At 71.4% G+C, this 23899-nt stretch carries 28 protein-coding genes; 10 read left to right on the top strand and 18 right to left on the bottom strand.

What is annotated here, in order from left to right; translation table 11 throughout:
• Positions 1 to 101: 101 nt before the first annotated feature.
• Positions 102 to 899: an RNA polymerase sigma factor SigF gene (locus QFZ76_RS40415; protein WP_307678317.1), complete on the bottom strand. Its 798-nt coding sequence runs from the start codon at positions 897 to 899 to the stop codon at positions 102 to 104.
• A 257-nt stretch (positions 900 to 1156) separates the two neighbouring features.
• Here QFZ76_RS40415 and QFZ76_RS40410 point away from each other — a divergent pair, with 257 nt between their 5' ends.
• A complete protein-coding gene (locus QFZ76_RS40410; RefSeq protein ID WP_307678316.1) occupies positions 1157 to 2953 on the top strand; it encodes a thiamine pyrophosphate-requiring protein in 1797 nt (598 codons plus the stop codon).
• Here the strand turns inward: QFZ76_RS40410 and QFZ76_RS40405 are convergent.
• Positions 2907 to 3092: a hypothetical protein gene (locus QFZ76_RS40405; RefSeq protein ID WP_307678315.1), complete on the bottom strand. Its 186-nt coding sequence runs from the start codon at positions 3090 to 3092 to the stop codon at positions 2907 to 2909. The two genes, QFZ76_RS40410 and QFZ76_RS40405, sit on opposite strands and share 47 nt — an antisense overlap.
• Before the next feature lie 129 nt (positions 3093 to 3221).
• On the opposite strand from QFZ76_RS40405, the gene QFZ76_RS40400 reads away from it, so the two are divergent.
• From QFZ76_RS40400 to QFZ76_RS40380, 5 genes are read left to right on the top strand one after another with little or no spacing between them, the layout of a single operon-like run.
• Complete coding sequence (locus tag QFZ76_RS40400) at positions 3222 to 3599, top strand: DUF2795 domain-containing protein (protein WP_307678314.1); 378 nt, start codon at positions 3222 to 3224, stop codon at positions 3597 to 3599.
• Between the two features lie 26 nt (positions 3600 to 3625).
• Positions 3626 to 4051 (top strand): CBS domain-containing protein, encoded by a 426-nt coding sequence (locus tag QFZ76_RS40395; protein WP_373464562.1) that lies wholly within the window; start codon positions 3626 to 3628, stop codon positions 4049 to 4051.
• Positions 4048 to 4731: a diguanylate cyclase gene (locus QFZ76_RS40390; RefSeq protein WP_307678312.1), complete on the top strand. Its 684-nt coding sequence runs from the start codon at positions 4048 to 4050 to the stop codon at positions 4729 to 4731. The genes QFZ76_RS40395 and QFZ76_RS40390 overlap by 4 nt, the downstream gene beginning before the upstream one ends.
• Positions 4732 to 4737: 6 nt before the next feature.
• Entirely contained in the window at positions 4738 to 5280 is a 543-nt protein-coding gene (locus QFZ76_RS40385; protein ID WP_307678311.1) for a type 1 glutamine amidotransferase domain-containing protein, read from the top strand.
• Positions 5280 to 7385 (top strand): catalase, encoded by a 2106-nt coding sequence (locus QFZ76_RS40380; protein ID WP_307678310.1) that lies wholly within the window; start codon positions 5280 to 5282, stop codon positions 7383 to 7385. Before QFZ76_RS40385 ends, QFZ76_RS40380 begins: the two co-directional genes overlap by 1 nt.
• 67 nt (positions 7386 to 7452) lie before the next feature.
• Here QFZ76_RS40380 and QFZ76_RS40375 read toward each other — a convergent pair whose 3' ends face one another.
• A complete protein-coding gene (locus tag QFZ76_RS40375) occupies positions 7453 to 7731 on the bottom strand; it encodes a DUF6158 family protein (protein WP_307678309.1) in 279 nt (92 codons plus the stop codon).
• Between the two features lie 57 nt (positions 7732 to 7788).
• On the opposite strand from QFZ76_RS40375, the gene QFZ76_RS40370 reads away from it, so the two are divergent.
• Positions 7789 to 8904, top strand: a complete 1116-nt coding sequence (locus tag QFZ76_RS40370; RefSeq protein WP_307678308.1) for a Vms1/Ankzf1 family peptidyl-tRNA hydrolase — start codon at positions 7789 to 7791, stop codon at positions 8902 to 8904.
• A gap of 46 nt (positions 8905 to 8950) precedes the next feature.
• On the opposite strand, the gene QFZ76_RS40365 is transcribed toward QFZ76_RS40370, so the two are convergent.
• Positions 8951 to 10570: an ABC-F family ATP-binding cassette domain-containing protein gene (locus QFZ76_RS40365; RefSeq protein ID WP_307678307.1), complete on the bottom strand. Its 1620-nt coding sequence runs from the start codon at positions 10568 to 10570 to the stop codon at positions 8951 to 8953.
• A 50-nt stretch (positions 10571 to 10620) separates the two neighbouring features.
• Positions 10621 to 11274 carry a histidine phosphatase family protein gene (locus tag QFZ76_RS40360; protein ID WP_307678306.1) on the bottom strand — a complete coding sequence of 218 codons (654 nt, stop codon included), beginning with the start codon at positions 11272 to 11274 and terminating at the stop codon, positions 10621 to 10623.
• A gap of 62 nt (positions 11275 to 11336) precedes the next feature.
• On the opposite strand from QFZ76_RS40360, the gene QFZ76_RS40355 reads away from it, so the two are divergent.
• The 3 genes from QFZ76_RS40355 (at position 11337) to QFZ76_RS40345 (ending at position 13965) form a co-directional block, all read left to right on the top strand.
• Positions 11337 to 12830 carry a bifunctional phosphatase PAP2/diacylglycerol kinase family protein gene (locus QFZ76_RS40355; protein WP_307678305.1) on the top strand — a complete coding sequence of 498 codons (1494 nt, stop codon included), beginning with the start codon at positions 11337 to 11339 and terminating at the stop codon, positions 12828 to 12830.
• Between the two features lie 100 nt (positions 12831 to 12930).
• Entirely contained in the window at positions 12931 to 13752 is an 822-nt protein-coding gene (locus tag QFZ76_RS40350) for a class I SAM-dependent methyltransferase (RefSeq protein ID WP_307678304.1), read from the top strand.
• 42 nt (positions 13753 to 13794) lie between these two features.
• Entirely contained in the window at positions 13795 to 13965 is a 171-nt protein-coding gene (locus QFZ76_RS40345) for a hydrophobic protein (RefSeq protein WP_307678303.1), read from the top strand.
• A gap of 33 nt (positions 13966 to 13998) precedes the next feature.
• Here the strand turns inward: QFZ76_RS40345 and QFZ76_RS40340 are convergent, their stop codons facing one another.
• The 13 genes from QFZ76_RS40340 to QFZ76_RS40280 form a co-directional block, all read right to left on the bottom strand.
• Complete coding sequence (locus tag QFZ76_RS40340) at positions 13999 to 14262, bottom strand: gas vesicle protein K (protein WP_266453027.1); 264 nt, start codon at positions 14260 to 14262, stop codon at positions 13999 to 14001.
• An 83-nt stretch (positions 14263 to 14345) separates the two neighbouring features.
• The gene (locus tag QFZ76_RS40335; protein WP_307678302.1) at positions 14346 to 14531 is read right to left on the bottom strand and encodes a gas vesicle protein; all 186 of its coding nucleotides are present in this window, start codon (positions 14529 to 14531) and stop codon (positions 14346 to 14348) included.
• A complete protein-coding gene (locus tag QFZ76_RS40330; protein WP_307678301.1) occupies positions 14528 to 15316 on the bottom strand; it encodes a GvpL/GvpF family gas vesicle protein in 789 nt (262 codons plus the stop codon). Before QFZ76_RS40330 ends, QFZ76_RS40335 begins: the two co-directional genes overlap by 4 nt.
• Positions 15313 to 15648: a gas vesicle protein gene (locus tag QFZ76_RS40325; RefSeq protein WP_307678300.1), complete on the bottom strand. Its 336-nt coding sequence runs from the start codon at positions 15646 to 15648 to the stop codon at positions 15313 to 15315. Before QFZ76_RS40325 ends, QFZ76_RS40330 begins: the two co-directional genes overlap by 4 nt.
• Entirely contained in the window at positions 15645 to 16724 is a 1080-nt protein-coding gene (locus QFZ76_RS40320; RefSeq protein WP_307678299.1) for an SRPBCC family protein, read from the bottom strand. The genes QFZ76_RS40325 and QFZ76_RS40320 overlap by 4 nt, the downstream gene beginning before the upstream one ends.
• The gene (locus tag QFZ76_RS40315; protein WP_307680271.1) at positions 16721 to 17458 is read right to left on the bottom strand and encodes a DNA primase; all 738 of its coding nucleotides are present in this window, start codon (positions 17456 to 17458) and stop codon (positions 16721 to 16723) included. Before QFZ76_RS40315 ends, QFZ76_RS40320 begins: the two co-directional genes overlap by 4 nt.
• Entirely contained in the window at positions 17455 to 17718 is a 264-nt protein-coding gene (locus tag QFZ76_RS40310) for a gas vesicle protein GvpG (RefSeq protein WP_307678298.1), read from the bottom strand. Before QFZ76_RS40310 ends, QFZ76_RS40315 begins: the two co-directional genes overlap by 4 nt.
• Positions 17719 to 17725: 7 nt before the next feature.
• Complete coding sequence (locus QFZ76_RS40305) at positions 17726 to 18496, bottom strand: GvpL/GvpF family gas vesicle protein (RefSeq protein WP_307678297.1); 771 nt, start codon at positions 18494 to 18496, stop codon at positions 17726 to 17728.
• Positions 18493 to 18930, bottom strand: coding sequence for a gas vesicle structural protein GvpA (locus QFZ76_RS40300; protein ID WP_307678296.1), 438 nt, complete (start codon positions 18928 to 18930; stop codon positions 18493 to 18495). The genes QFZ76_RS40305 and QFZ76_RS40300 overlap by 4 nt, the downstream gene beginning before the upstream one ends.
• Positions 18931 to 18989: 59 nt before the next feature.
• On the bottom strand, positions 18990 to 19355 hold the full coding sequence (locus tag QFZ76_RS40295) for a gas vesicle protein (RefSeq protein ID WP_307678295.1): 366 nt from the start codon (positions 19353 to 19355) through the stop codon (positions 18990 to 18992).
• Positions 19356 to 19459: 104 nt separating this feature from the next.
• Positions 19460 to 20392, bottom strand: coding sequence for a non-homologous end-joining DNA ligase (gene ligD / locus QFZ76_RS40290; protein ID WP_307678294.1), 933 nt, complete (start codon positions 20390 to 20392; stop codon positions 19460 to 19462).
• A complete protein-coding gene (locus QFZ76_RS40285) occupies positions 20389 to 22236 on the bottom strand; it encodes a transketolase (RefSeq protein WP_307678293.1) in 1848 nt (615 codons plus the stop codon). The genes ligD and QFZ76_RS40285 overlap by 4 nt, the downstream gene beginning before the upstream one ends.
• A complete protein-coding gene (locus QFZ76_RS40280) occupies positions 22233 to 23849 on the bottom strand; it encodes an NAD(P)/FAD-dependent oxidoreductase (RefSeq protein WP_307678292.1) in 1617 nt (538 codons plus the stop codon). Before QFZ76_RS40280 ends, QFZ76_RS40285 begins: the two co-directional genes overlap by 4 nt.
• Positions 23850 to 23899: the final 50 nt, after the last annotated feature.

Below are 23899 nucleotides of genomic sequence, written 5' to 3'. Positions count from 1 at the left end.
CCCATCACAGCCCGCCCACCGCCGGGGCGCGCGCGGCCGGACACCATTCGCGGGACGGGAACCGCCGAGCGGGTGACACCGCACCGGCCCCCGCCGCGGCGTCAGGCGGCGGCGTCCCGCATGACCTGCTCCCGCACCCGCCCGCAGCACCGGCTGATCAGCCGGGACACGTGCATCTGCGAGATGCCCAGCTGCTCGGCGATCCGGCTCTGCGTCATGTCCCCGAAGAACCGCATGTACAGGATCGCCCGCTCGCGTTCGGGCAGGGCGGCGAGCCGGGGCTTGACCGCCTCGCGGTCCACGACCGTGTCCAGCGCGGGGTCGGCCGAGCCCAGCGCGTCGCTGAGCGAGTACCCGTCCTCGCTGCCGGGCAACTCCGCGTCCAGGGACAGCGCGGTGAAGCTCTCCAGGGCCTCCAGGCCCACCAGGACGTCTTCCTCGCTGAGGTTCGCGTGCGCGGCGATCTCCGCGACGGTGGGCCGGCGGCCCGGGGTGGTCTGGGACAGGTCCTGGCTCGCGAAGCGGACGCGGTTGCGCAGGTCCTGGACGCGGCGCGGCACGTGCAGGGTCCACATGTGGTCGCGGAAGTGCCGCTTGATCTCGCCGGTGATGGTGGGCACGGCGTAGCTCTCGAAGGCGTTGCCGCGTGCGGGGTCGTAGCGGTCGACGGCCTTGACCAGGCCGAGGGCCGCGACCTGGCGCAGGTCGTCGAAGCTCTCGCCGCGGCTGCGGAAGCGGCCCGCGAGGCGGTCGGCCATGGGCAGCCAGGCCTCGACGATCCGTCCGCGGAGGGTCTCGCGCTGTGGGCCGGGGGGAAGCTCGGCGAGCTCGCGGAACGCCTCTGCCGTGTCGGGTGCGTCGTCGTGCGGGTGGTGCTTCGCGCTCACTTTGGTCGCCATGGTGCGTCGCAACTCCCTAGGAGGTGCTCTGGGATGGACGGTCACCGTGGGGAGGGGGCGTCTGCGGTTCGGACAGACGCGGCCGTGGCGGCCTGGGCCGCTCCCACGGACGTGCCTCCGGTCCGAAGCACTGGAAATGCGCCTGCCCCCGGGCCCCGGCCGCAAACACCAGGCAGGTTTTCCGGGGACGCGCAGGGTGACTCGTAGAGCTGCTGCCCGTGTCACCCGTGTCTCACCTATGTCCGGGAGGTCCGTACATGAGCACCAAGGTCTCCGACCACGTCCTGGAGCGACTGCGCGAGTGGGGTGTGGACCACGTCTTCGGCTATCCCGGCGACGGCATCAACGGCCTCCTCGCCGCCTGGGGGCGGGCCGACAACCAGCCGCGTTTCGTCCAGTCCCGGCACGAGGAGATGTCCGCGTTCCAGGCGGTCGGCTATGCCAAGTTCAGCGGCCGTCTCGGCGTGTGCACGGCCACGTCCGGGCCCGGCGCGATCCATCTGCTGAACGGGCTGTACGACGCGAAACTCGACCATGTGCCGGTGCTGGCGATCGTCGGTCAGACGCACCGCACCGCGATGGGCGGCTCCTACCAGCAGGAGGTGGACCTGCACAGCCTCTACAAGGACGTCGCCTCCGAGTTCGTGGAGACGGTGACGGTGCCCGAGCAGCTGCCCAACGTGCTGGACCGGGCGATCCGCACCGCGTACGCGCGCCGCTGTCCGACGGCGATCATCATCCCCGGTGATGTGCAGGAGCTCGACTACTCGCCGCCCACGCACGAGTTCAAGATGGTGCCCTCCAGCCTGGACCGCAGTTCCTGGACGGCGACACCGTCCGAGGAGTCCCTGCGGCGGGCCGCGGAGATCCTCGACGCCGGTGACAAGGTGGCGGTCCTTGTCGGCCAGGGCGCCTCCGGCGCACGCGCCGAGGTGGAGCGGATCGCCGAACTGCTCGGCGCCGGTGTGGCCAAGGCACTGCTCGGCAAGGACGTCCTGAGCGACGAACTCCCCTACGTCACCGGCTCGATCGGCCTGCTCGGCACGCGTCCGTCGTACGAGCTGATGCGGGACTGCGACACCCTGCTGACCATCGGGTCGTCCTTCCCCTACACGCAGTTCATGCCGGAGTTCGGCAAGGCGCGGGGGGTGCAGATCGACATCGACCCGCACATGGTCGGAATGCGTTATCCGTACGAGGTGAATCTCGTCGGCGACGCGAAGGCCACGCTTCAGCGGCTGATCCCGATGCTGGACACGGAGCGGGGCGGGCGCGAGTGGTACGACACGGTGTGCGCCAACGTGTCGCGCTGGCGTGAGGTGATGGAGCGGCGGGCCCAGCTGTCGGCCGATCCGATCAACCCCGAGTACGTGGCCCATGCGCTGGATCCGCTGCTGCCGTCCGACGCGATCATCACCTCCGACTCCGGCTCGGCGGCGAACTGGTACGCGCGGCACCTGACCATGCGGCCCGGTATGCGCGGGTCGCTGTCCGGGACGCTCGCGACGATGGGCTGCGGGGTGCCGTACGCGATCGGCGCGAAGTTCGCGCACCCGGACCGGCCGGTGGTCGCGCTGGTCGGGGACGGCGCCATGCAGATGAACGGCCTGGCCGAGATGATCACCGCGGCGAAGTACCGCGACCTGTGGGAGGACCCGCGGCTGGTGGTCGCGGTCTGGAACAACCACGACCTCAATCAGGTCACGTGGGAGATGCGGGCCATGGAGGGCGCCCCCTCCTTCCTGCCCTCGCAACAGCTGCCGGACGTGCAGTACGCGGCGTTCGCCCGCTCGCTCGGGCTGACCGGGATCCGGGTGGAGAAGCCGGAGGACGTCGAGGCGGGCTGGCGGGCCGGCCTGGAGGCGGACGGGCCCGCGGTGATCGAGTTCCTCACCGACCCCGCCGTACCCCCGATCCCGCCGCACGCCACCTGGGAGCAGATGGAGGCCACGGCCGCGTCGGTCCTGAAGGGCGACGCGGACCGCGGGTCCATGGTCAAGCAGGGGTTCAAGGCGAAGATGCAGGAGTTCCTGCCGGGCCGCGAGAAGAAGTAGCGGCGGCGGCCGGCTGGGGGGCGGCGACCGGTTCGTACCGGTCGGCGTCCTCCTCGGGAAGGAGCAGTTCCTCATAGCGGCCCAGTGCCAGCACCACGCCGAGCATGAGGAGCGGGATGATCACAGCGAGCAGCGCCATGGCCTGTCCTTTTCCAGGGATGTGCGCGGGGGGTGCGGGCCGGGTCTCCCGCCATCGGGAGGGCAAACCCCGTGTCGCTGTCCGGTCCTCGGGTACGCGGGTGTCCACCCCGAAGTTCTGGAGGGAGACATGCAGCGAGGCAGCGACCGGCTGAGTCGTCACCGCGACGACGAGATGAAGCACGAACTGCAGGGTCTGCTCCGGTCCGGCCACCCCACGCGCAGCGAGGAGTGGCACGACCCGGAGCCGACCGCCGACGACGATCCGGAGATCTGGGGCGGGCCCGTCGCACCGGCCGGGGCGTCGCTGGAGACGGTCCGGCTGGAGCTGGCCCGGATCCTGGGCCGCAGCTCCTTCCCGGCCACGTCCGTGGAACTGGCCCACACCCTGCGCCGCAAGAACGCCCCCGACACCCTCGCCGAGGCGGTGGAGCGACGGCCGCGCAAGGAGTCCTACGCCACCGTGCAGGAACTGGCACGGACCCTGACCCGGAGGGAGGGCGCCTAGTGGCGGCCGACTTCGTGAAGGACGTCATGACCCCGGGCGTCGTCGCCGTACGCCCGGACGCCTCGCTCGTCGAGGCGGCGCAGCTGATGCGCACGCAGGACATCGGCGACGTCCTGGTGGCCGACGGACAGCAGGTCGTCGGCATGCTCACCGACCGGGACATCACGGTGCGTGCCGTCGCCGACGGCGCGGATCCCCTGACGGTGAGCGCACAGATGGTGTGCACGCCGGATCCGGTGGTGGTCGCCCCGGACGATCCGGTGTCGATGGCGGTGGCGCTGATGCGCGAGCACGCCGTACGGCGCCTGCCGGTCGTCGAGGACGGGCTGCCGGTCGGGATGGTGAGCCTCGGGGACCTCGCCGAGGCCGAGGACCCGGACTCGGCGCTCGCCGACATCAGCCGGGCCCTGCCCGACGACGCGCGGGGCGCCGACGGGCGGGACACCCTGTGAGCCCGGGCCGCGACCAGGCCACGAGGATCGCGGCCTCGGGCACCGTCGTGGACGTCGGCGAGACGACCACGCGCTACCTGCTGTACGGGCTGCTGCCCGGCTGGTTCGTGCCCGGTCTCGCCGACTGGGTCATGCACCGGCGCACCCGCATAGAGGACACCGCCGGGACCAAGGAGTCCCTGATCCACTCGCTGATGATGGCCGAGGTAGGCCTCCCCATCGCACTGACCCTGCGCTACGAGGTCAACCCGCTGCTGCTGAGCGTGCAGCTCGGCGGAGCCGCCGTGCACGAGGCGACCGCACTGTGGGACGTGCGCACAGCCGTCCACAGCGACCGCGAGGTCAAGCCCGTCGAGCAGCACATCCACAGCTTCCTGGAGTCGCTGCCGTTCGGCGCGCTGGCCGCCCTGACGTGTCTGCACGCCGACCAGGTCAGGTCACTGCTGCGGGGCGGCCGGGGCGACCCGGACGCCTGGCGTCTGTTACCGCGCCGGCCGCAGCTGTCGCCCGGCTATCTCGCGGGCATCACCGCCGCCATCGGCGCCTGCGTGCTCCTGCCGTACGGCGAGGAGCTGCTGCGCTGCCGGCGCGCGGCCCGGTCGAGGAAGAAGCGCGCGGGGGGCGACGAGGCCAAGTGGCGTGCCCCGCGCACCAAGAAGCGTTCCGAGAAAGGTCGTTGAACCATCATGCGCATCGCGTTTCTGACCGCACCCGAAGGCGTCGAACAGATCGAACTCACCGACCCGTGGCAGGCCGCGAAGGACGCGGGTCACGAACCCGTGCTGGTGTCGACGAAGTCCGGCGAGATCCAGGCGTTCGACCACCTCGACAAGGCGGACACGTTCCCCGTGGACGAGGTCGTGGGCGAGGCGTCGGCCGACTCCTTCGGCGGGCTGGTCCTGCCGGGCGGGGTCGCCAACCCGGACTTCCTGCGGATGGACGAGAAGGCCGTGGCGTTCGTACGGGACTTCTTCGCGCAGGGCCGTCCGGTGGCCGCGATCTGCCACGCCCCGTGGACCCTGGTGGAGGCGGACGTCGTCCGCGGCCGGGTGCTGACCTCCTGGCCGAGCCTGGAGACCGACATCCGCAACGCGGGCGGCACCTGGGTGGACGAGCAGGTGAAGATCTGCGACCACGGCACCAACAAGCTGGTCACCAGCCGCAAACCGGACGACCTGAAGGCGTTCTGCGAGGCCTACCTCGACGTGTTCGCCCAGGAGGCCGCCTGATGACAGCCCCCGACGACCGCAAGCAGGACCAGCGTGAGGCGTTCCGCTCGGACGACCCGGCCGCCGGTCCGCTCACCACCGACCAGGGGGTGGAGGTCGACCACACCGACGACTCGCTGACGGCGGGCGAGCGCGGGCCGACCCTGATGGAGGACTTCCACTTCCGGGAGAAGCTCACCCGCTTCGACCACGAGCGGATCCCGGAGCGGGTGGTGCACGCGCGGGGCGCGGGCGCGTACGGCTACTTCGAACCGTACGAGTCCTGCGCGGAGTTCACCCGCGCCAGCTTCCTCCAGGACCCGGCGGTGAAGACACCGGTGTTCGTGCGGTTCTCGACCGTGCAGGGCCCGAAGGGCTCGGCGGACACCGTGCGGGACGTGCGCGGTTTCGCCACCAAGTTCTATACCTCGGAGGGCAATTACGACCTGGTCGGGAACAACTTCCCGGTCTTCTTCATCCAGGACGGCATCAAGTTTCCCGACTTCGTGCACGCGCTCAAGCCCGAACCGCACAACGACATGCCGACGGGCGCGTCCGCGCACGACACCCTGTGGGACTTCGTGTCCCTGCAGCCGGAGACGCTGCACGCGATCATGTGGCTGATGTCGGACCGGGCGATCCCGCGCAGCTATCGCATGATGCAGGGCTTCGGCGTGCACACCTTCCGGTTCGTGAACGCCGAGGGGCGCGGCACGTTCGTGAAGTTCCACTGGAAGCCGCGGCTCGGTGTGCACTCGCTGGTGTGGGACGAGGCCCAGGAGTGCCAGGGCCGCAACCCCGACTTCAACCGGGGTGATCTGTGGGACGCGATCGAGGCGGGCGAGTATCCCGAGTGGGAGCTGGGTGTCCAACTCGTCCCCGAGGAGGACGAGTTCGCCTTCGACTTCGATCTGCTCGACGCCACGAAGATCATCCCGGAGGAGCAGGTGCCGGTCCGGCCGATCGGCCGGATGGTCCTGAACCGCAACCCGGACAACTTCTTCGCCGAGACCGAGCAGGTCGCCTTCCACACGGCCAACGTCGTCCCCGGCATCGACTTCACCAACGACCCGCTGCTCCAGGCCCGCAACTTCTCCTATCTGGACACGCAGTTGATCCGGCTGGGCGGACCCAACTTCTCCCAGCTGCCGGTGAACCGTCCGGTGACGCCGGTGCGGACCAACCAGCGCGACGGTTACCACCAGAGCACGATCCACCGGGGCACGAACTACTTCCCGAACTCGCTGGGCGGTGGCTGCCCCGCCCACGCCGGCGCCGACGGGCACGCGTTCACGCACTACGCGGAGCGCGTGGACGGCCACAAGATCCGTCGGCGCAGCCCCAGTTTCCAGGACCACTACAGCCAGCCGGCGCTGTTCTGGAACAGCATGGCGGACTGGGAGAAGCAGCACATCGTCGAGGCCTTCCGGTTCGAGCTCGGGAAGGTCGACGCGAGGACGGTCCGGTCCCGGACGGTCGAGCAACTGGCCAAGGTGGACCGCGACTTGGCGGCCGAGGTGGCGCGGGGCATCGGAGTGCCGGAGCCTTCGTCGGCCCCGGCGGAGACGTCCAAGCTCTCCTCCCCCGCGCTGAGCCTGGAGTCCCTGCGCGGCAACGGCTCGATCCGCACCCGGCAGATCGCGGTCCTCGTCTCCGACGGCATCGACGCCGAGCAGGTGAGCTCGGTGCGCCAGGCGCTGGCCGCGGAGGGCGCGATCGTGGAGGCGCTGGCGGCGACGGACGGCGGTATCCAGGGAACCGACGGTGAACTGTATACAGTCGACCGTGCACTGCCGACCGTAGCCTCCGTACTGTATGACGCCGTGCTGCTGCCGGGCGGGCCGGTCGGCACGCCGCCGACGGCCGCCGACCCCGACATCGCCCGCTTCGTCCGGGACGCCTACCGGCACGGGAAGCCGGTGGGCGCCCTCGGCTCGGGCGTGGGGATCCTGTCGGCGCTGGAGCCGGAAGGGGTCAGGCTGTCGACCGAGTTCCACCGGGTCGTGACGGACCGGGGCGTGGTGACGGACACCTCGCCCGGCACCGCGAGCGAGGAGTTCACCCGGGCATTCGTGGCGGCGATCGCCGCGCACCGGTACTGGGACCGGCCGCCGACGCGCCACTGACCGGAGACGGGCGAGGCGCCCTGGTAGATCACCCCTGGTAGATCGCCCCTAAAAGATCGGGAGACGCTCAGGAGCGGGGAGTCGCCGACTCCCCGCTGCCGCGTTCCCGGGCTCCTTCACGGGTGCGGCCCGCGGCGACCGGGCGGTGCGGATTGCGGCGCAGGAACTCGCCCTCGAGCTGCGCCATGCGGTCGTTGTGGGCCCGCAGCGCGTCGTTCGAGGCGTACAGCAGTGTGTCGTGGCGCGTGCGGTGGATGGTCTCCAGCTCCTTCATGAGCTGCTGGTCGTCCAGCCGGGCGGCGTCGACTCCGGTCATGGTCATGTCCCGCTCGTCGTGTTCGTTCATGCCCTCCGGGTACCCGCCCGGTGAGCACTACCCCCAAGCGGCACCCGGGAGGGAGCCATGGATCTCGCGTTTCTGCATCCACTCTACGAACATCCGGGGCCTTGGGCCTCCGTGTACGTCGACACCTCCCGGCACACGGAGGACACGCCCCACGAACGGCACCTGGCCGCGATCGCGGTGTCCCGGGAGCTGGCCGGGCAGGGCGCCGACGAGGAGACGTGCCGGGCCGTGCGAGAGGCGCTGGAGGAGCTCCAGCACTCCTCCGAACCGCACGGGCGGGCCGTGTTCGCACGGGCCGGCGAGGTCGTACTCGATCCGCCGCTGACCAGGGCTCCGGACGGCAACAGCGCGTACTGGGCGCCGCTGCCGCACACCGCGCCGCTGCTGGAGCTGGCCGGTGAGGACACCGTGTGCATCGTCGGGTACGTCGACCGCAAGGGCGCCGATTTCGAGTTGCGCAGCGCGTTCGGACCGCAGGAGGCCGGTTCGGTCGTCGGTCGACAGTATCCAATCCACCGTACGCGGTCGACCGACTGGTCGGAGCGGCACTTCCAGCTGCGGGTGGAGAACACCTGGGAACACAACGCGGCCGAGATCGCGGACGCGCTCGCGGTCTGCCAGGAGGAGACCCAGGCCGACCTGCTGATCCTGGTCGGTGACGACCGGGAGCGGCGGACCGTGCACGAGCGGCTGCCCAAGCGGCTGCACGACCGGGTCGTGGAGGCGCCGCACGGCACCGGCAGCAGGCTGCTCCAGGAGGACGTGGAGCAGGCACGCGCCGCGCATGTACGCCAGCGGGCGGAGCGTGAGCTGGAACGGTTCCTCGCGGCCCGCGAGCCGGGCGACGACGGGCGTGCCGGGGCGGTCGAGGGCGTACCGGCGCTGGTCGAGGCGGCGCGCGAGCACCGTATCGACGAGCTGCTGATCCGTCCGGACGGCCCCGACGCGCACCGCGAGGTGTGGATCGGCGAGGATCCCGACCAGCTGGCGGTGCGCCGCACGGATCTGAAGATCCTCGGCGAGCAGCACTCCTGGCCGGCCCGGGCGGACGACGCGCTGATCCGGTCGGCGGTCGCGACGGGCGCCCCGGCGATCTCGGTGACACCGGCGGCTCCGGCGACCGACCACGAGGTTCCGGTGGGCGGTCTGGGGGCGCTGCTGCGCTGGAAGTGATCCCCCTCAGCGGCGCGCGGCGCCTGCCGGGCCCGGTGACCTCTGGTTACCGGGCCCGCTCCACGCGGCGCTCGTCCCACACCGGCTCCGTCGTCTCCCGTACCCGGCCGTCGCTGCCGAAGACCAGGTAGCGGTCGAAGGAGCGGGCGAACCAGCGGTCGTGGGTGACCGCGAGGACCGTGCCGTCGAAGGCTTCCAGGCCTTCCTGGAGGGCTTCGGCGGATTCCAGGTCGAGGTTGTCGGTCGGCTCGTCGAGGAGCAGGGCGGTGACGCCCTGGAGTTCCAGCAGGAGGATCTGGAAGCGGGCCTGCTGGCCGCCGGAGAGCCGTTCGAAGCTCTGCTCGGCCTGGCCGGTGAGCTCGTAGCGGCGCAGCCGGGACATGGCGGCGCCGCGGTCCTGGGCGTGTTCCTTCCACAGGATGTCCAGGAGCGTGCGGCCCTCCAGTTCGGGGTGGGCGTGTGTCTGGGCGAAGTGTCCGGGCACCACGCGCGCCCCGAGCTTCCACTCCCCTGTGTGCGCCACGGTGTCGCCGGCCAGCAGGCGCAGGAAGTGCGACTTGCCGGAGCCGTTGGAGCCGAGGACGGCGACGCGTTCGCCGTAGAAGACCTCCAGGTCGAAGGGCTTCATCAGGCCGGTTAGTTCGAGTCCCTTGCAGGTGACGGCCCGTACGCCGGTACGGCCGCCCTTGATCCGCATCCTGATGTCCTGTTCGCGCGGCGGCTCGGGCGGCGGGCCGGCCTCCTCGAACTTGCGCAGGCGGGTCTGGGCGGCCTGGTAGCGGGAGGCCAACTCGTGGCTGATGGAGGCCGCCTGACGGAGATTCAGGACCAGTTTCTTCAGCTGTGCGTGCTTCTCGTCCCAGCGCCTGCGCAACTCCTCGAAGCGGGCGAAGCGTTCGCGGCGGGCCTCGTGGTAGGTGGCGAAGCCGCCGCCGTGCACCCAGGCGTCGGCGCCCGCGGGCGAGGGTTCCACGGAGACGATCTTCTCGGCGGAGCGGGCGAGGAGTTCCCGGTCGTGGGAGACGAACAGGACCGTCTTGCGGGTCTCCTTCAGCCGCTCCTCCAGCCAGCGCTTGCCGGGCACGTCGAGGTAGTTGTCGGGCTCGTCCAGGAGCAGCACCTCGTCGCTGCCGCGCAGCAGCGCCTCCAGGACCAGCCGCTTCTGCTCGCCGCCGGAGAGGGTGCGTACCTCCCGGAACTGCGCCTTCTCGTAGGGCACGCCGAGCGCGGCCATGGTGCACATGTCCCACAGCGTCTCGGACTCGTAGCCGCGCACCTCGGCCCAGTCCGAGAGGGCCTGCGCGTACTGGAGCTGGGCGGCCTCGTCGTCGACGGTCATGATCGCGTGCTCGGCCTTGTCGACGGCCCGCGCGACCTCGCGGATGCGGGGCGAGGCGACCGACACGAGCAGGTCCCGCACGGTCGTCTCGTCCCGTACGGACCCCACGAACTGGCGCATCACCCCGAGGCCGCCGCTCACGGTGACGGTCCCGCCGTGCGGTTTGAGCTCGCCGGAGATCAGCCGGAGCAGGGTGGTCTTGCCGGCGCCGTTGGGGCCGACCAGGGCCACGACGGCCCCTTCGCCCACCCGGAAGGAGACGTCGCCGAGCAGCGCCCTCCCGTCGGGGAGGTAGTACTCGAGGTGTGCGGCTTCCAGATGTCCCATGAGGCCGCATTGTGCGGGCCGCCGGCGAGCCCGGGCAAACCGTTATGCGTTCAGTCCGCGTCGACGGGCCGTCCCGTGGGGCCGCCCTCGCCCGCGGGGACGACCGTCGCACCCGCCCACGACAGGGCCTTCCAGCCGTCGGACGGCGAGCCGTCGAGGATCACGACACCGGTGTTGTCCAGCGGCCGGGCGGCGGCGAAGGCCACGTCGACGTTGTCCGCGCGGGCCGCCGTCCACATCCGGACGGCGGCGCCGTGGCTGACCATGGCCACGGTCGAGGCGCCGCTCGCGGCGGCCTCGGCGACCACCGCGTCGTACCGCGCCAGCGCCTCGGCTCCGCTCTCCCCGCCCGGCATGCGCAGTGCCGTGTCGCCGGCCGACCAGGCGAACACCGTCTCCATGTACCGCCGGCCCTGCTCCGAGTCCCCCGGCAGCATCTCCAGGTCCCCCGCGGACAGCTCGCGGATGCCGTCCCGGACGCGCACGTCGAGGCCGCGGGCGGCGGCCAGGGGGGCGGCGGTGAGCTGGGTACGGACGAGGGTGGACGCGTACAGGGCCTCGATGTCCTCGTCCGCGAGGGCCTCGGGCAGGGCGGCGGCCTGGGCTTCGCCGAGCTCGGTGAGGCCGGGGCCCGGGACGGCGGTGTCCAGCAGGAACCGCACGTTGGTGGGGGTCTGGCCGTGACGGATGAGCAGCAGACGCATGAGGGGTCCTCCAGGACGGCCCGCCGGACAAGAAACGGCCGCTTCAGGGTATCCGGGAGGGCATGAGCCCAGACGTCGACCTCACCGTCCCGAAGCCCGGCCCCCATGTGCTGCGCGACCGGCTGCTGACCCTGGACTGCCGGCTGTTCGAGTTCGCCGCCGGGCAGCACTGGCCCGCCGCCGAACCGGTCCTGCCACGACTGAGCCGGAGCGCGAACCACGGGGTGCTGTGGTTCGCGACAGCAGCCGCGATCGCCGCGAGCCGCACACCCCGAGCCCGCCGGGCGGCGGCGCGGGGCCTCGCCTCGCTGAGCCTGGCCTCCCTGGCCATCAACACCTTCGGCAAGCGCTCGGTGCGTCGCCCGCGGCCCGTCCTGGACCCGGTTCCGCTGGTGCGGCAGCTGAAGCGGCAGCCGATCACCACGTCGTTCCCGTCCGGTCATTCGGCGTCGGCGGCCGCGTTCGCGGCCGGGGTCGCCCTGGAGTCGCCCTCCTGGGGCGCGGTGGTGGCACCGGTCGCCTTCTCGGTGGCCATGTCCCGCGTCTACACCGGCGTGCACTTCCCGAGCGACGTACTGGCGGGCGCGACGCTGGGCGTGGGCGCCGCCTTCGCCGTACGGGCCCTGGTGCCGACCCGCGCCCAGTCGCTGCCGCCGGCCCGGCCCCGCGCGGACGTTCCCGCGCTGCCGGACGGCGAGGGCCTGGTGGTCGTCGTCAACACCGGCTCGGGCACCGCCGACCGGGCCCGCGCCCTGCAGGACGCCCTGCCCGCGGCCGAGGTCGTCGAGTGCGAACCGGCCGATGTCCCGGCCGAGTTGGAGAAGTCGGCGGCCCGCGCCCGGGTCCTCGGTGTGTGCGGCGGCGACGGCACGGCCAACGCCGCCGCCGGGATCGCCCTGCGCCACGGCCTGCCCCTGGCGGTGCTGCCCGGCGGCACGCTGAACCACTTCGCCCACGACCTCGGCGTCGAAGGCGTCCGCGATCTGAGCCGGGCCGTCCGGGACGGCGAGGGCGTGCGGGTGGACGTGGGCCGCTTCACCTACGGGGAACACCAGGGCATCTTCCTCAACACGTGCAGCCTGGGCGTGTATCCGGAGCTGGTGCGCGAGCGGGAGCGCTGGTCGCCCCGGATCGGCGGCTGGCCGGCCGGAGTGCTCGCGGCGCTGCGCGTGAGCCGCACCGACCAGCACCCGCTGGAGGCCGGCTTCCGCGGCGAGGCGCGGCCCCTGTGGCTGCTGTTCGCCGGCAACGGCACCTACCACCGGATGGGCCTGACCCCCGGCCGCCGCCGTGATCTCGCGGACGGGCGGCTCGACGTACGGGTCGTGCACGGCGGGCGGCGGCCCGCGCTGCGGCTGCTCGCGGCCGCCGTCGCCGGGCCGCTGACCCGCTCCCCCGCCCACGCGGCGGTCCAGGTGGGCCGGCTGCACCTGTCCGGTGTCGCCCCGGGCACGCTCCTCGCCTACGACGGTGAAGTCACCGAGGTGGCGGGCGAGGTGACGCTGGAGAAGCTGCCCCTGGCGCTCACGGTGTACCGGCCGCCGGCCGGGAGCTGATGACACGTCAGTCCATATGGAAAAACGCGGGTCTCATCATTCGACATGCGCGCGTACGGTGAGGCGTACCCGAGGAGACGCCGAACAGGGAGCCGTACCCATGTCGAAGTCGCAGGAGACCGCCGTCTACACGCACGGCCACCACGAGTCCGTGCTGCGCTCCCACACCTGGCGCACGGCCGCCAACTCGGCGGCCTACCTGGTCGGTTCGCTCAAGCCCCACATGAAGATCCTGGACATCGGCTGCGGGCCGGGCACGATCACCGCCGACCTGGCCGCCCTGGTCCCGGACGGGCACGTCACCGGCGTCGACCACGCGCCGGGCATCCTGGACCAGGCCCGGGCCACCGCCGCCGAACGCGGCCTGGGCAACGTCGACTTCGCGGTCGCGGACGTGCACGCCCTGGACTTCCCGGACGACACGTTCTGCGTGGTCCACGCCCACCAGGTGCTGCAACACGTCGGCGATCCGGTGCAGGCGCTGCGCGAGATGCGGCGGGTCACCGCGCCGGGCGGCCTCATCGCCGTACGGGACTCGGACTACGCGGCGATGACCTGGTATCCCGAGTCGCCGGGCATGGACGACTGGCTGGCCCTGTACCGGCGGGTGGCCCGCGCCAACGGCGGCGAGCCGGACGCCGGGCGCCGGCTGAAGTCCTGGGCGCTGAGGGCGGGCCTGGCGGACATCACGGCGACCACCGCTACCTGGACCTTCACCACCGCCGAGGAGCGCGCCTGGTGGAGCGGCCTGTGGGCGGACCGCACCCTGGCCTCGGCGTACGCCGAGCGGGCCACGGAGGGCGGACACGCGACCGGCGAGCAGCTGCGGGCGGTGTCGGCGGCCTGGCGGGAGTGGGGGCAGCGGGAGGACGGCTGGTTCTGCGTGCTGCACGGAGAAATTCTGTGCCGAAAGGAAGCCTGAATCGCCGTTTCCGGGAAACCCGGAATGCAGGAGGTTCACACTATGGTTCCCATCCTGCTGGTACTGCTTCTGGTGCTGATCCTTTTTGGTGCCGGATTCGCGGTAAAACTGCTCTGGTGGATTGCGCTGGCTGTTCTGGTGCTATGGCTTCTGGGCTTCCTGATGCGGAGTACGACCGCGGGCGGAGGCAGGGGCCGTTGGTACAGGTGGTGAATTGACCCCGGGGTTCATTCCCGGGGCCCCGGGTCATTCCCGGGGAAGCAGCGGTCCGAGCGGCCCGAGGTCCAGATTCAGGTCCTCGGGCCGCAGTCCGTACCGCTCGCGCAGTTCGGTCATGCGGTCGTCGAGCAGCATCAGGGTGAGCCCGATGCGCTCCTCCTGCTCCTCGCTGAGGTCGCCTTCGTCGAAGCGGCGAAGGGCCTGGCGTTCCATGAGCTGGCGCAGCAGTTCCACCACGGTCAGGACGAGTTTCACCAGGTCCCGCTCGACGGTGTCGGGGTCGAGGTCCATCCGGTTGTGCCGCTCGGCGGTCCGGTGGTGTCGCTCGGTCACGTCGGGTCGCTCGCTCCGGTCGGTCCGGTCGGGTCGCTCGGTCACGACGACTCCCAAGGGGACGGCACTTGTTCGTTCACCGAGCTGATCAGCGCGTTCAGGTCGATGCGGACGAGGTCGACGTCCGCGATGCGCAGCGTGATGTCGCCGGTGATGACGACCCCGCCGGCGAGCAGCCGGTCGAGCAGGTCCACCAGCGCGATCTCACGGCGCTCGATCACCGTCACCGGTTCCCCTCCCCCGTGAACTCCGTCGCGAAGGAATAGGCGGCCCAGGGGCCGGTGAGTTCCACGCGCATTCCCGGTACCTCGCCCTTCGTACGGTCCACCAGTTCCACGAATTCCTCGGAATGGGCGCGCGACACGAGATAGGCCGCGTTGAGCACGTTCCGCCCCGACACCCCGGAAAGTGCGGGGTTCTGCGGGGCGTGCAGCCGGGAATCCTCGGCATAGGCGGAAAGCCTTTCGTGCAGCCGGCTCGCGAACTGTTCCGCCTGCTGCCACTTGTCCTCGTGGGCCCGCACACTCTGGCGTCGCTGACGCAGATAGTCCCGTCCCGAGGCCGCTTTTTGGCCGGGCCGGCCGTCGCCCGAGGCCGCCGGTTCCGTTTCCGGTTCCGGCTCGGTGTACACCTTGACGCCCCATTCGACCCGGCCCTCCAGCCGGTCGAGGGTACGCCGGAAGTAGTCCTCGCGTTCCTCCATCATCGTCCGCAGGCCGCTGTCGTCACGGAAGACGGTGCCGAGCCGCAGCGGCAGCGGCGTGGTGACGACGGTGAGGGCGTCGATCACGCCCTGGTGGGCGCGCGCGGTCGCGGTGAGCCAGTCCAGGTCCTCCAGATGCTCGCGGAGCGGCTTCTCGGCGAAGTCCCGCTCCGGCACATGGCTGACGACCGCGATCAGGCCGTGGTGGTTGAGCAGTCTGGGCGGGTCGCCGGCCACGCCCGTCAGCTGGGACTGCAGGGGCGCGCCGAGCGGGCGGCAGATGGCGTAGACGTAGCGCAGTCCGCTCATGACGCCTCTTCCTCCCGAGTACGAGTGCGGTCGGGCTCCAGTTGGGCGAGCCGCTCGCGCAACTCGGCGTTCTCCCGGGCGAGTTCCTTGCGGCGGGCGCCGGAGGACAACGCGGGGTCGTCCTCCCACCAGTCGATGCCCATCTCCTTGGCCTTGTCGACGGAGGCGACGATGAGGCGCAGCTTGATCGTGAGGAGCTCGATGTCGAGCAGGTTGATGCGGATGTCCCCCGCGATGACGATGCCCTTGTCGAGGACGCGTTCCAGGATGTCGGCAAGGTTGGCGCCGCTGCTGTGGCCGTAGGGTTCGGGCAGCCGACTGGGCGTGGTCATCGTCGGCTCCCGCCGTTCGCGTACTCGTACTCGTCTTCTTCCTCTTCAGCGGCCTCGCCCTCGGCCTCGGGCGCCTCGTCCTCCTCCGGCGCCTCCTCGTCGTACTCGCCGGTCTCCTCCTCGTCCTCCTCGGCGTACGGGCCCTCTTCCTCGTCCTCGTACGCTTCCTCGGCCTGCTCTTCTTCCTCCTCCTCGGCGACGGCGTCGTCGTGGCTCGTGACGACCTCGCCGTCGCGGATCTCGCCGCGCCAGCCGTCGTCCGCCTCGCCCTTGAGGGTGATGTGGCGGGCGAAGTTCTTCAGGTCGAGCCGGGCCCGGCGGCCCTGGGCGCGCCAGAGGTTGCCGGTCTTCTCGAACAGCCCCTTGGGGTAGTACTCGATGACCAGCAGGACGCGGGTGAGGTTGTCGGCGAGGCGGTGGAAGGAGACGACGCCCTTCGTGGTGCCCTTGGCGCCCTCCGAGGTCCAGGAGATCCGGTCGTCAGCCAGCTGCTCGGTGGTGTGGGCCTTCCAGCTGCGGTTGGACCAGAAGACCTTCAGCTGCCAGTCGGAATGGGTGTCGTCGGCGCGGTTCGCGCTCTTGACGCCCTTCGCGAAGGTGCTGAAGTCCTGGTACTGGGTCCACTGGTCGTAAGCGGTGCGCAGCGGCACGCCGACGTCGATGAACTCGATGATGACGGTCGGCTTCTTGCCGCCCCCGCCCTTCTTGCCCTTGCCCTTGCCGCCGAGGTTCTTGAACGCGCCGACCACGCTGTCCTTGGCGCGCGTGGCGCCGAGCTCCAGCGCGGACCGCACCGGGCCCTTGCCCTCGGCGAGCTTGCGGCCGCCGTCGAGGGCGAGCTTGGCGAAGCCCGGACTCCTGCCCTCGGCGATGTCGTTCAGCTTGACCGTGGTCTCGCCGAGCTTGCGGCCGAAGTCCATCAGCAGGCGCTGGGTCTGGGCGGCGAGGTACTCCTGCACCTCCGCCTTGAGCCGGTCTGCGGCCTCGCTCTTGGCGACGTCGGTGAGCGGGTTGTTCGTCGCCTGGTCCTTCGCCTTGTCGGTGACGCCCCGCGCGGCTCCGAGGGTCTCGGTCATCGCTCAGCGCCTCCCTTCGGCAGGCGGGCCCGGGCGCCGCGGGCGGCGCTCCTGGCCGAGGTGGTCTTCTTGGCGGCTGTGGCGGCCGTCTTCTTGGCCGCGGTCTTCTTCCCGGCCGTCTTCTTCGCCGTGGACTTCTTGGCAGGTGCCTTCTCGGACGCCTGCTTCTTGGCCGTCTCCTTCGCCGGTGACTTCTTCGCCGGCGCCTTCTTGGCCGACTTCTTCGCCGCGGACTTACGGCGCGACTCGGCGTCCTCGTCGGCATCAGCGGCCTCTTCGGCCTCGTCAGACTCATCTGCCTCTTGCGCCTCGTCCGTCTCTTCTGCCTCCGGCTCCTCGTACTCCTCCTCCGGCTCCTCGTCCTCGTCGCGCTCGTCTCGCTCGTCCGAGTGCCCGAGGCCCGACGCGTCCGGCACCACGCCCGCGAGCTGGTCGCGGACCTGGGCGGTACGGCCGTGCAGGCGGTCGGCGATCGAGTCGATCTGCCGTTCCACCATGGCCCCGGAGGCCGCCTTGCCGACGCCGCGCAGGTCCTCGCGCAGCTGGTCCCCGATCTCCTTGAACTGCGGGTTGTTCCGGAGCTGCTGGGAGGCCAGGTCCGCGAGGGCCCGCGGGCTCAGATGCATCCGCTTGCCGGCCACGAGGGTGCCGACCGCGAACGCAAGTTTCATCTTCTTGGTACGCCCGAGGACGTATCCGGCCCCTACCGCGAGGCCCATTCCCACTCGGTTCACCATGCCGTCCCCTCGCCAGTCCCCGCGCCGCCGCCCAGACCGATCTCCAGCCGGTCGAGGAGCTCGTCCTCGAGGCGGTCGAACTCCTCCTCGTCGATCTCGCCCGCCTCGAGACGCTCCTCGAGCTGGGCGAGTTCGGCCCGGACCGCGGCCGGGTCGTAGTAGAGGCGCTCCGCTTCGCTCAGCACCTGTCTGATCACCCAGGCGCTGCCGCGCACGGGTGCGAACGGCAGCAGCAGCACCTCTGAGATGAGTCCCACGGTCGCCTCACTCCTCCGCGTGGTCAGCGCCCAGCGTGGTGCCCTCGGGCTTGTCGGGGCCGGGTTCCACGAAGCTGTACGGCGGCAGCGGGCCGTTGACGCGCAGTTCCAGGTGCGGATGGCCCGTACGGACCTGTTCCACCGCGGCCAGGAAGGACGCGGCCTCGTCGCGCTCCACCAGGAACGAGATGTTGGCGAGCCAGCCGGAGGACTCGGGGCCCACGCTCACCGCCTCGGCGGCCGGTTCCAGGGTGTGCTGCACGTCGGTCGCGTCCTCGGCCTCCCGGGCCTTGACCGCGGCCACCACCATCTCGCCGAGGTGGAGCCGCTGCTCGTAACTGCCGCCACCCGCCTGCCGGTTGGCCTCGGTCAGGGCGCGGATCTCCGGGTTCTCGGCCATCACCCGGTGCAGCACGGCCTCCTCGTTGTGGATGGCCTTGACGTTGTACTCGACCTTGCCGTCCAGCGTGCGCAGGCGTTCCCTGTAGTGATCGGCGCGCTCGGCGAGGACCCCGGTGACGGTGCCGTCGTCGGGGGCAACGCTGCCGAACCGCATGGGCAGGACGCAGCCGGCCGCGCCGGACTCGCTCAGGACGTTCTGGTGGGCGAGCAGGTCCTTGCGCTTGGGGCGCAGGCCTTCGGGAGCTTCGCTGACGATCGCCGCCAGTTCGCCCTCCTTGAGGATGCGCACGGGACGCGGCGGGTCGCCGACGCCTCCCATGCCGTCGGGCAGCGAAGGATGGGACGCGGCCGTGATGCCGTAGACGTACGTGCTCACTCCTCTTCCTCCTTCCTGCGCGATGCCGTCGACTTGCGAGGCCGCGGCCTGGACTCGGTCTGGCCCTGACCCTGGCCCTCCTCACGGGCCTGCTTGAAGGCTCCGGAGATGGTCTCGGCTGCGCCGGACAGCGCGCCCTTGGACTTGCCGCGAGCGCCGGACTCGGTCATCTCGCCGACCAGGTCGGGCAGGCCGGGGGCCTTGCGCGGCCCTGCCTCCAGGTCGAGGCGGTTGCACGCCTCGGCGAAGCGCAGGTATGTGTCGACGCTGGCCACGACGACACGTATGTCGATCTTCAGGATTTCGATGCCGACCAGGGAGACCCGTACGAACGCGTCGATGACGAGACCCCTGTCGAGGACGAGTTCCAGAACGTCGTAGAGGCCACTGCTGCCGCCTCCGCCGCCGCTCTGCTGGGCCGGGACAACGGTCATGCCGACCGCGCCTCCTTATCTGTGGACTGGTGAACGGGTAATGGGTGCAGGCAGGCGGCCTAGCGGCCGCCCGGCCTGTGCGGGTCGGCCCGCCCGCGTTCGTAACGGCGAACGCGCCGGTAGCCGGTGAGCTGTCCCCGGGAGTCGACATCGACCTGATAGCTCGCCAGGAGGCTCATCGTGTCGGGCACCCTCGCGAGCTCCAGGACCTCGACCTCCAGGGACCAGCCGTCCTCCGTCTGCTCGAAGGCCGAGGCACTCTCCACGGCCATGCCGGTCAGCTCCCCGAGCTGGGCGCACGCGTGCCGCAGCACCTCCATGGGGCTCGGCCGGTCCTCCGCCACGTTACGCTCCGTGTCCTTTTCTTCGCTTTTGCGGGAATCCTGTGAATCCTGTGATTCTGATGAGTTCTTCGTGTTCGACATGGCCACCTCTAACTCCGGGTGGCCGCTCACCCGTTGGCCAAACCTTCACACCGGCATGCGACCGGGAGCAGGCGCGTCATGCCTGCTCAGAGGCTGTACGTGCATTACCCACGCAAGGCGTTGAGGCGACGCCTGGCCGGGCCGAGCGACCTCCCTCTGCTCATCACACCGGCCCAGGGGTCGGTGCGGGCCTGGTCGACGGCGTCGGCGACGGTCCACCGGCGGGCGTCGAGCCCCGGGTCGTCGAGCTGGCTCCAGGCCAGCGGCGTCGCCACGGGGGCGCCCGGCTTGGCGCGGACGGTGAAGGGCACGACCGCGGTCTGCGCGTAGGCGTTGCGCTGCACGTCGAGGTAGAGCCGCTCGCCGCGCTCCTTCTTGCGGGCGGCGGTGGTCAGCCGGTCGGGGTGGCCGGCGACGAGGGTGTCGGCGACGTCCCGGGCGAAGGTGCGCACCTCGTCGAAGTCGTGGTGCCCGTCGACCGGTACGACCACGTGCAGTCCGCGCGAGCCGGTGGTCATCAGCGCCGAGGGCAGCTTCAGCTCGTCGAGCAGCTCCCCCAGCAGGACGGCCGCCTCACGCACCGCCGCGAAGTCCACGGTGTCTCCGGACGGGTCGAGGTCGAAGACCATCCGGTCGGGCCGTTCGACCCGTCCGACGCGGGACAGCCAGCGGTGCAGGGTGAGGGCGGCCTGGTCGGCGAGGTAGAGCAGGGTGGCGGTGTCGTCGCACACGGTGTGGCAGACGGTGCCGCCCTCCTTGGCCAGCTCGACCCGGGTGATCCACTCCGGGTAGTTCTCCGGGGTGTTCTTCTGCATGAACCGGGGGCCTTCGATGCCGTCCGGGTGCCGCTCCAGCATCAGCGGGCGGCCGCGCAGGTGCGGCAGCATGAAGGGGGCGACGGACCGGTAGTAGTCGACCAGGTCACCCTTGGTGTACTCCTTCGCGCCGCCGTCCCCGGGGAAGAGCACCTTGTCCGGGCGGTGCACCTCCACGGTGCGCCGGCCCGCCCGGACGGTGCGTGATCCGTCGCCGCTCACCGCACGACCGCCTCCTCCACCAGCAGCTTCCCGGCCGCCGCGATCGACTCGGCGTCGATGCCGGCGGCGTGCAGCTGCTCGTCGGGGGAGCCCGAGCCCGGCATCGTACGGACGGCGAGGCGCACCAGGCGCGGCACGGGCCGCCCGTCGGCGAAGGCGTCGAGCACGGCGTCGCCGAGGCCGCCCTCCTCGTGGTGGTCCTCCACGGTCACCAGGCAGCCGGTCTCCTCGGCGGCCTGCCGCAGGGTGAGCCGGTCGACGGGCTTGACCGAGTACAGGTCGATCACCCGCACCCGGATGCCCTCGCCCTCCAGCGCGTCGGCGGCGGCCAGCGCCTCGGGTACGGTGACGCCCGCCGCGACGATCGTCATCCGGTCCCGGTCGGAGGCGCGCAGCACCTTGCTGCCGCCGATCGGGAACTCCTCGTCGGGCCCGTAGATCACCGGGCTCTCACCGCGCGAGGTGCGCAGATAGCGGACGCCCTCCAGGCCCGCCATCTCGGCGACGAGATGCGCGGTCTGGTTGGCGTCGCAGGGGTACAGCACGGTCGAGCCGTGCACCGCCCGCATCATCGCCAGGTCCTCCAGGCCCATCTGGCTGGGCCCGTCCTGCCCGATGGCGACGCCGGCGTGCGAGCCGACGAGGTTGATGCCGGAGCCGCTGATCGACGCCATGCGCACGAAGTCGTACGCGCGGGTCAGGAAGGCGGCGAAGGTGGAGGCGTACGGCACCCAGCCGCGGGCCGCGAGTCCGACGGCCGCGGCGACCATCTGCTGCTCGGCGATGTAGCACTCGAAGTAGCGGTCGGGGTGTTCCTTGGCGAAGAACTCCGCGCGGGTGGAGTCGCCGACCTCGCCGTCGAGGGCGACGACGTCGCCGCGTCCGGTGCCGAGGGCCGCGAGGGCCTGCCCGAAGGCGTTGCGGGTCGCGACCTCCTCGCCCTGTTCGAAGCGCGGCAGTTCCAGGTGCCCGGTGCGTACGGCGTGCAGCATGCGGGCGGCCGGCGGCTCGTGCACCTCGACGCGGATGTCCCGGACGCCGCCGAGTTCGGCGATCGCGTCGTCTGCGTTCTTCAGCGGCTTGCCGTGCAGACCTTCCCGGTCCTCGACGTCGGCGACGCCCTTGCCCTTGAGGGTGCGGGCGAGGATCGCGGTCGGCTGGCCCTTGGTGGAGATCGCCTCGCCGTACGCCCGGTCGACGGCGTCGACGTCGTGGCCGTCCACCTCGACGGTGTGCCAGCCGAAGGCCTGGAAGCGGCGCGCGTACGCGTCGAGGTCGTGGCCGTGCCGGGTGGGGCCGCGCTGGCCGAGCCGGTTGACGTCGACGATCGCGGTGAGGTTGTCGAGGTGCTCGTGCCCCGCATGCTCGGCCGCCTCCCACACCGAGCCCTCGGCCAGCTCGCTGTCCCCGCACAGCACCCACACGCGGTAGCCGGTGCGGTCGAGGCGCTTTCCGGACAGCGCGATCCCCACGCCGACGGGCAGCCCCTGTCCGAGCGAGCCGGTGGCCGTCTCGACCCACGGCAGTTGCCGGGGCGTCGGATGCCCTTCGAGCCGGCTGCCGAGCTTGCGGAACGTCAGCAGCTCCTCGTCGTCGACGGCGCCGGCCGCCTTGTAGGCGGAGTACAGCAGGGGCGAGGCGTGCCCCTTGGACAGGACGAAGCGGTCGTTGCCCGGGTGGGCCGGGCGGTCGAAGTCGTAGCGGAGGTGGTGGGCGAGGAGAACGGCCATCAGGTCCGCGGCGGACATCGACGAGGTCGGGTGCCCGGAGCCCGCTGCGGCCGAGGCGCGCACGCTGTCGACGCGCAACTGCTGGGCCAGTTCGACGAGTTCACGGGTGTTCATGAGTCTCCTTCGGCGGGGGTTTCGTCGGTGCGCCGGACGGGGCCGGGGGCCTTGTGGGGCTCGTCGACGGGCCCCGGCTCGGCGGGGTCGCCGCCGGGCTGCTTCTTCGCCGGCTCGCCACCAGGCTGCTTCTTCGCCGGCTCGTCACCAGGCTGCTTCTTAGGCTCGCCACCGGGCTGGTTCTTCGCCGGCTCGCCACCGGGCTGGTTCTTGGCGGGTGGTTCGGACGCCCTCTCCCCCGACTGCGTGTCCTTGGCCGTCGCCGCTCCCGGCCCGGACCGGGCACCGGCCTCCTGCCGCCGCTCCGGTCCGCCCGGCACCCGTGGCAGCTCCGGCGACGCCGTGTCGAGCGGCACCGACCAGGACCGTACGAGCCCCAACTGGACGGCCTGGCGCGGCAGTACGAAATCCAGCAGCCAGTCCGCGGCGACCCGGACCCGGTTGCCGGGCATCGCCGCGAGGTGGTAGCCGCGGGTGACCGCTCCGGCGGCCGGCCCGGACAGCGGGATGCCGAGCGGGTTGGCGGCGGCCTTCGCACCGCCCAGGTCCACCACGAACCCCAGGTCCTTGTGCCGGTAGGGACGCTTGTCCCCGACACCGAGCGAGGCGGCGACATTGCGGGCCACCGCCTTGCCGTGCCGCCAGGCGTGCTGCGCGGTCATCGGCGTGTACGACCCGGGGTTGTTGAGATCCGGTACTGCGGCGGCGTCGCCGCACGCGAACACCTCGGGATGTCCGGGGAGTTGGAGGTAGGGGTCGACGATCAGACGGCCACGCTCCAGCGGCTGCCCGGTGCCCTCGACGAGCGGATCGGGCCGCACGCCCACACACCACACGAGCGTCCGCGTCTCCACGAACTCCCCGTCCGTCAGCAGCACCCCGTTCGGGGTCGCCTCCTTCACGGAGGTCCCCATCCGCACCTCCACGCCCCGCTCCCGCAGCGTGCGGTCGGCGGTGCGGGACAGGTGCTCGTCCAGTTCGGGCAGGACGCGCGGCGCGACGTCCAGGAGCAGCCAGCGGGGCCGCATGCCCTCCCGCAGCGGGTGCCCCCGCACCTGCGCGTCGGTGTACAGCTGCCCGTGCGCGGCGACCTCGGTGCCGGTGTAGCCGGCGCCGACCACCACGAAGGTGCAGCGCGCGGCGCAGCTCTTCGGGTCGTCGGCCGCGGCGGCGAGCTCCACCTGCCGGGTGACGTGGTCGCGCAGGTACAGCGCCTCGGGCAGTCCGCGGAAGCCGTGCGCGTGCTCGGCGACCCCGGGGATCGGAAGCAGCTTGTTGACGCTGCCGACGGCCAGGACGAGCCGGTCGTACGGCAGGGTGCCGTCGCCGCCCTCCGGGTCGGTGTAGTGCACGGTCTGCCCGTCGAGGTCGATGCCGTCGGCCTCGCCGAGCACCAGGCGCACCCGCGGCAGGGTGCCCGACAGGGAGACGGTGACCCGGCGTGGCTCCAGGATCCCGGCCGCGACCTGGGGCAGCAGGGGCAGATACAGGAAGTAGTCGGTCGGGTTGAGCAGAGTGATGTCGGCCTTGCCGCGGGACATCCTGGACAGTTCTCGGGCCGTCCGGTATCCGGCGAAGCCGGCACCGACGATCACTATGCGGGGTCGACTCACGGTTCGCCTCCGGGGCTGTCGCGTACCTCGGGAGCCTTCCGCGTCCCCCT

The sequence above is a fragment of the Streptomyces sp. V4I2 genome (assembly GCF_030817655.1).
Lineage (GTDB): Bacteria > Actinomycetota > Actinomycetes > Streptomycetales > Streptomycetaceae > Streptomyces > Streptomyces plumbiresistens.
The sequence above is the reverse complement of the archived record's forward strand: the minus strand, read 5'-3'. Positions and strand labels throughout refer to the sequence as shown.

Bases quoted from the DNA above. Each gene is read 5' to 3' on its own strand.
- QFZ76_RS40415 (WP_307678317.1), bottom strand. From the start codon at position 899: ATGGCGACCAAAGTGAGCGCGAAGCACCACCCGCACGACGACGCACCC.
- QFZ76_RS40410 (WP_307678316.1), top strand. From the start codon at position 1,157: ATGAGCACCAAGGTCTCCGACCACGTCCTGGAGCGACTGCGCGAGTGG.
- QFZ76_RS40405 (WP_307678315.1), bottom strand. From the start codon at position 3,092: ATGGCGCTGCTCGCTGTGATCATCCCGCTCCTCATGCTCGGCGTGGTG.
- QFZ76_RS40400 (WP_307678314.1), top strand. From the start codon at position 3,222: ATGCAGCGAGGCAGCGACCGGCTGAGTCGTCACCGCGACGACGAGATG.
- QFZ76_RS40395 (WP_373464562.1), top strand. From the start codon at position 3,626: ATGACCCCGGGCGTCGTCGCCGTACGCCCGGACGCCTCGCTCGTCGAG.
- QFZ76_RS40385 (WP_307678311.1), top strand. From the start codon at position 4,738: ATGCGCATCGCGTTTCTGACCGCACCCGAAGGCGTCGAACAGATCGAA.
- QFZ76_RS40380 (WP_307678310.1), top strand. From the start codon at position 5,280: ATGACAGCCCCCGACGACCGCAAGCAGGACCAGCGTGAGGCGTTCCGC.
- QFZ76_RS40375 (WP_307678309.1), bottom strand. From the start codon at position 7,731: ATGAACGAACACGACGAGCGGGACATGACCATGACCGGAGTCGACGCC.
- QFZ76_RS40370 (WP_307678308.1), top strand. From the start codon at position 7,789: ATGGATCTCGCGTTTCTGCATCCACTCTACGAACATCCGGGGCCTTGG.
- QFZ76_RS40365 (WP_307678307.1), bottom strand. From the start codon at position 10,570: ATGGGACATCTGGAAGCCGCACACCTCGAGTACTACCTCCCCGACGGG.
- QFZ76_RS40360 (WP_307678306.1), bottom strand. From the start codon at position 11,274: ATGCGTCTGCTGCTCATCCGTCACGGCCAGACCCCCACCAACGTGCGG.
- QFZ76_RS40355 (WP_307678305.1), top strand. From the start codon at position 11,337: ATGAGCCCAGACGTCGACCTCACCGTCCCGAAGCCCGGCCCCCATGTG.
- QFZ76_RS40350 (WP_307678304.1), top strand. From the start codon at position 12,931: ATGTCGAAGTCGCAGGAGACCGCCGTCTACACGCACGGCCACCACGAG.
- QFZ76_RS40345 (WP_307678303.1), top strand. From the start codon at position 13,795: ATGGTTCCCATCCTGCTGGTACTGCTTCTGGTGCTGATCCTTTTTGGT.
- QFZ76_RS40340 (WP_266453027.1), bottom strand. From the start codon at position 14,262: ATGGACCTCGACCCCGACACCGTCGAGCGGGACCTGGTGAAACTCGTC.
- QFZ76_RS40330 (WP_307678301.1), bottom strand. From the start codon at position 15,316: ATGAGCGGACTGCGCTACGTCTACGCCATCTGCCGCCCGCTCGGCGCG.
- QFZ76_RS40325 (WP_307678300.1), bottom strand. From the start codon at position 15,648: ATGACCACGCCCAGTCGGCTGCCCGAACCCTACGGCCACAGCAGCGGC.
- QFZ76_RS40320 (WP_307678299.1), bottom strand. From the start codon at position 16,724: ATGACCGAGACCCTCGGAGCCGCGCGGGGCGTCACCGACAAGGCGAAG.
- QFZ76_RS40300 (WP_307678296.1), bottom strand. From the start codon at position 18,930: ATGACCGTTGTCCCGGCCCAGCAGAGCGGCGGCGGAGGCGGCAGCAGT.
- QFZ76_RS40295 (WP_307678295.1), bottom strand. From the start codon at position 19,355: ATGTCGAACACGAAGAACTCATCAGAATCACAGGATTCACAGGATTCC.
- QFZ76_RS40285 (WP_307678293.1), bottom strand. From the start codon at position 22,236: ATGAACACCCGTGAACTCGTCGAACTGGCCCAGCAGTTGCGCGTCGAC.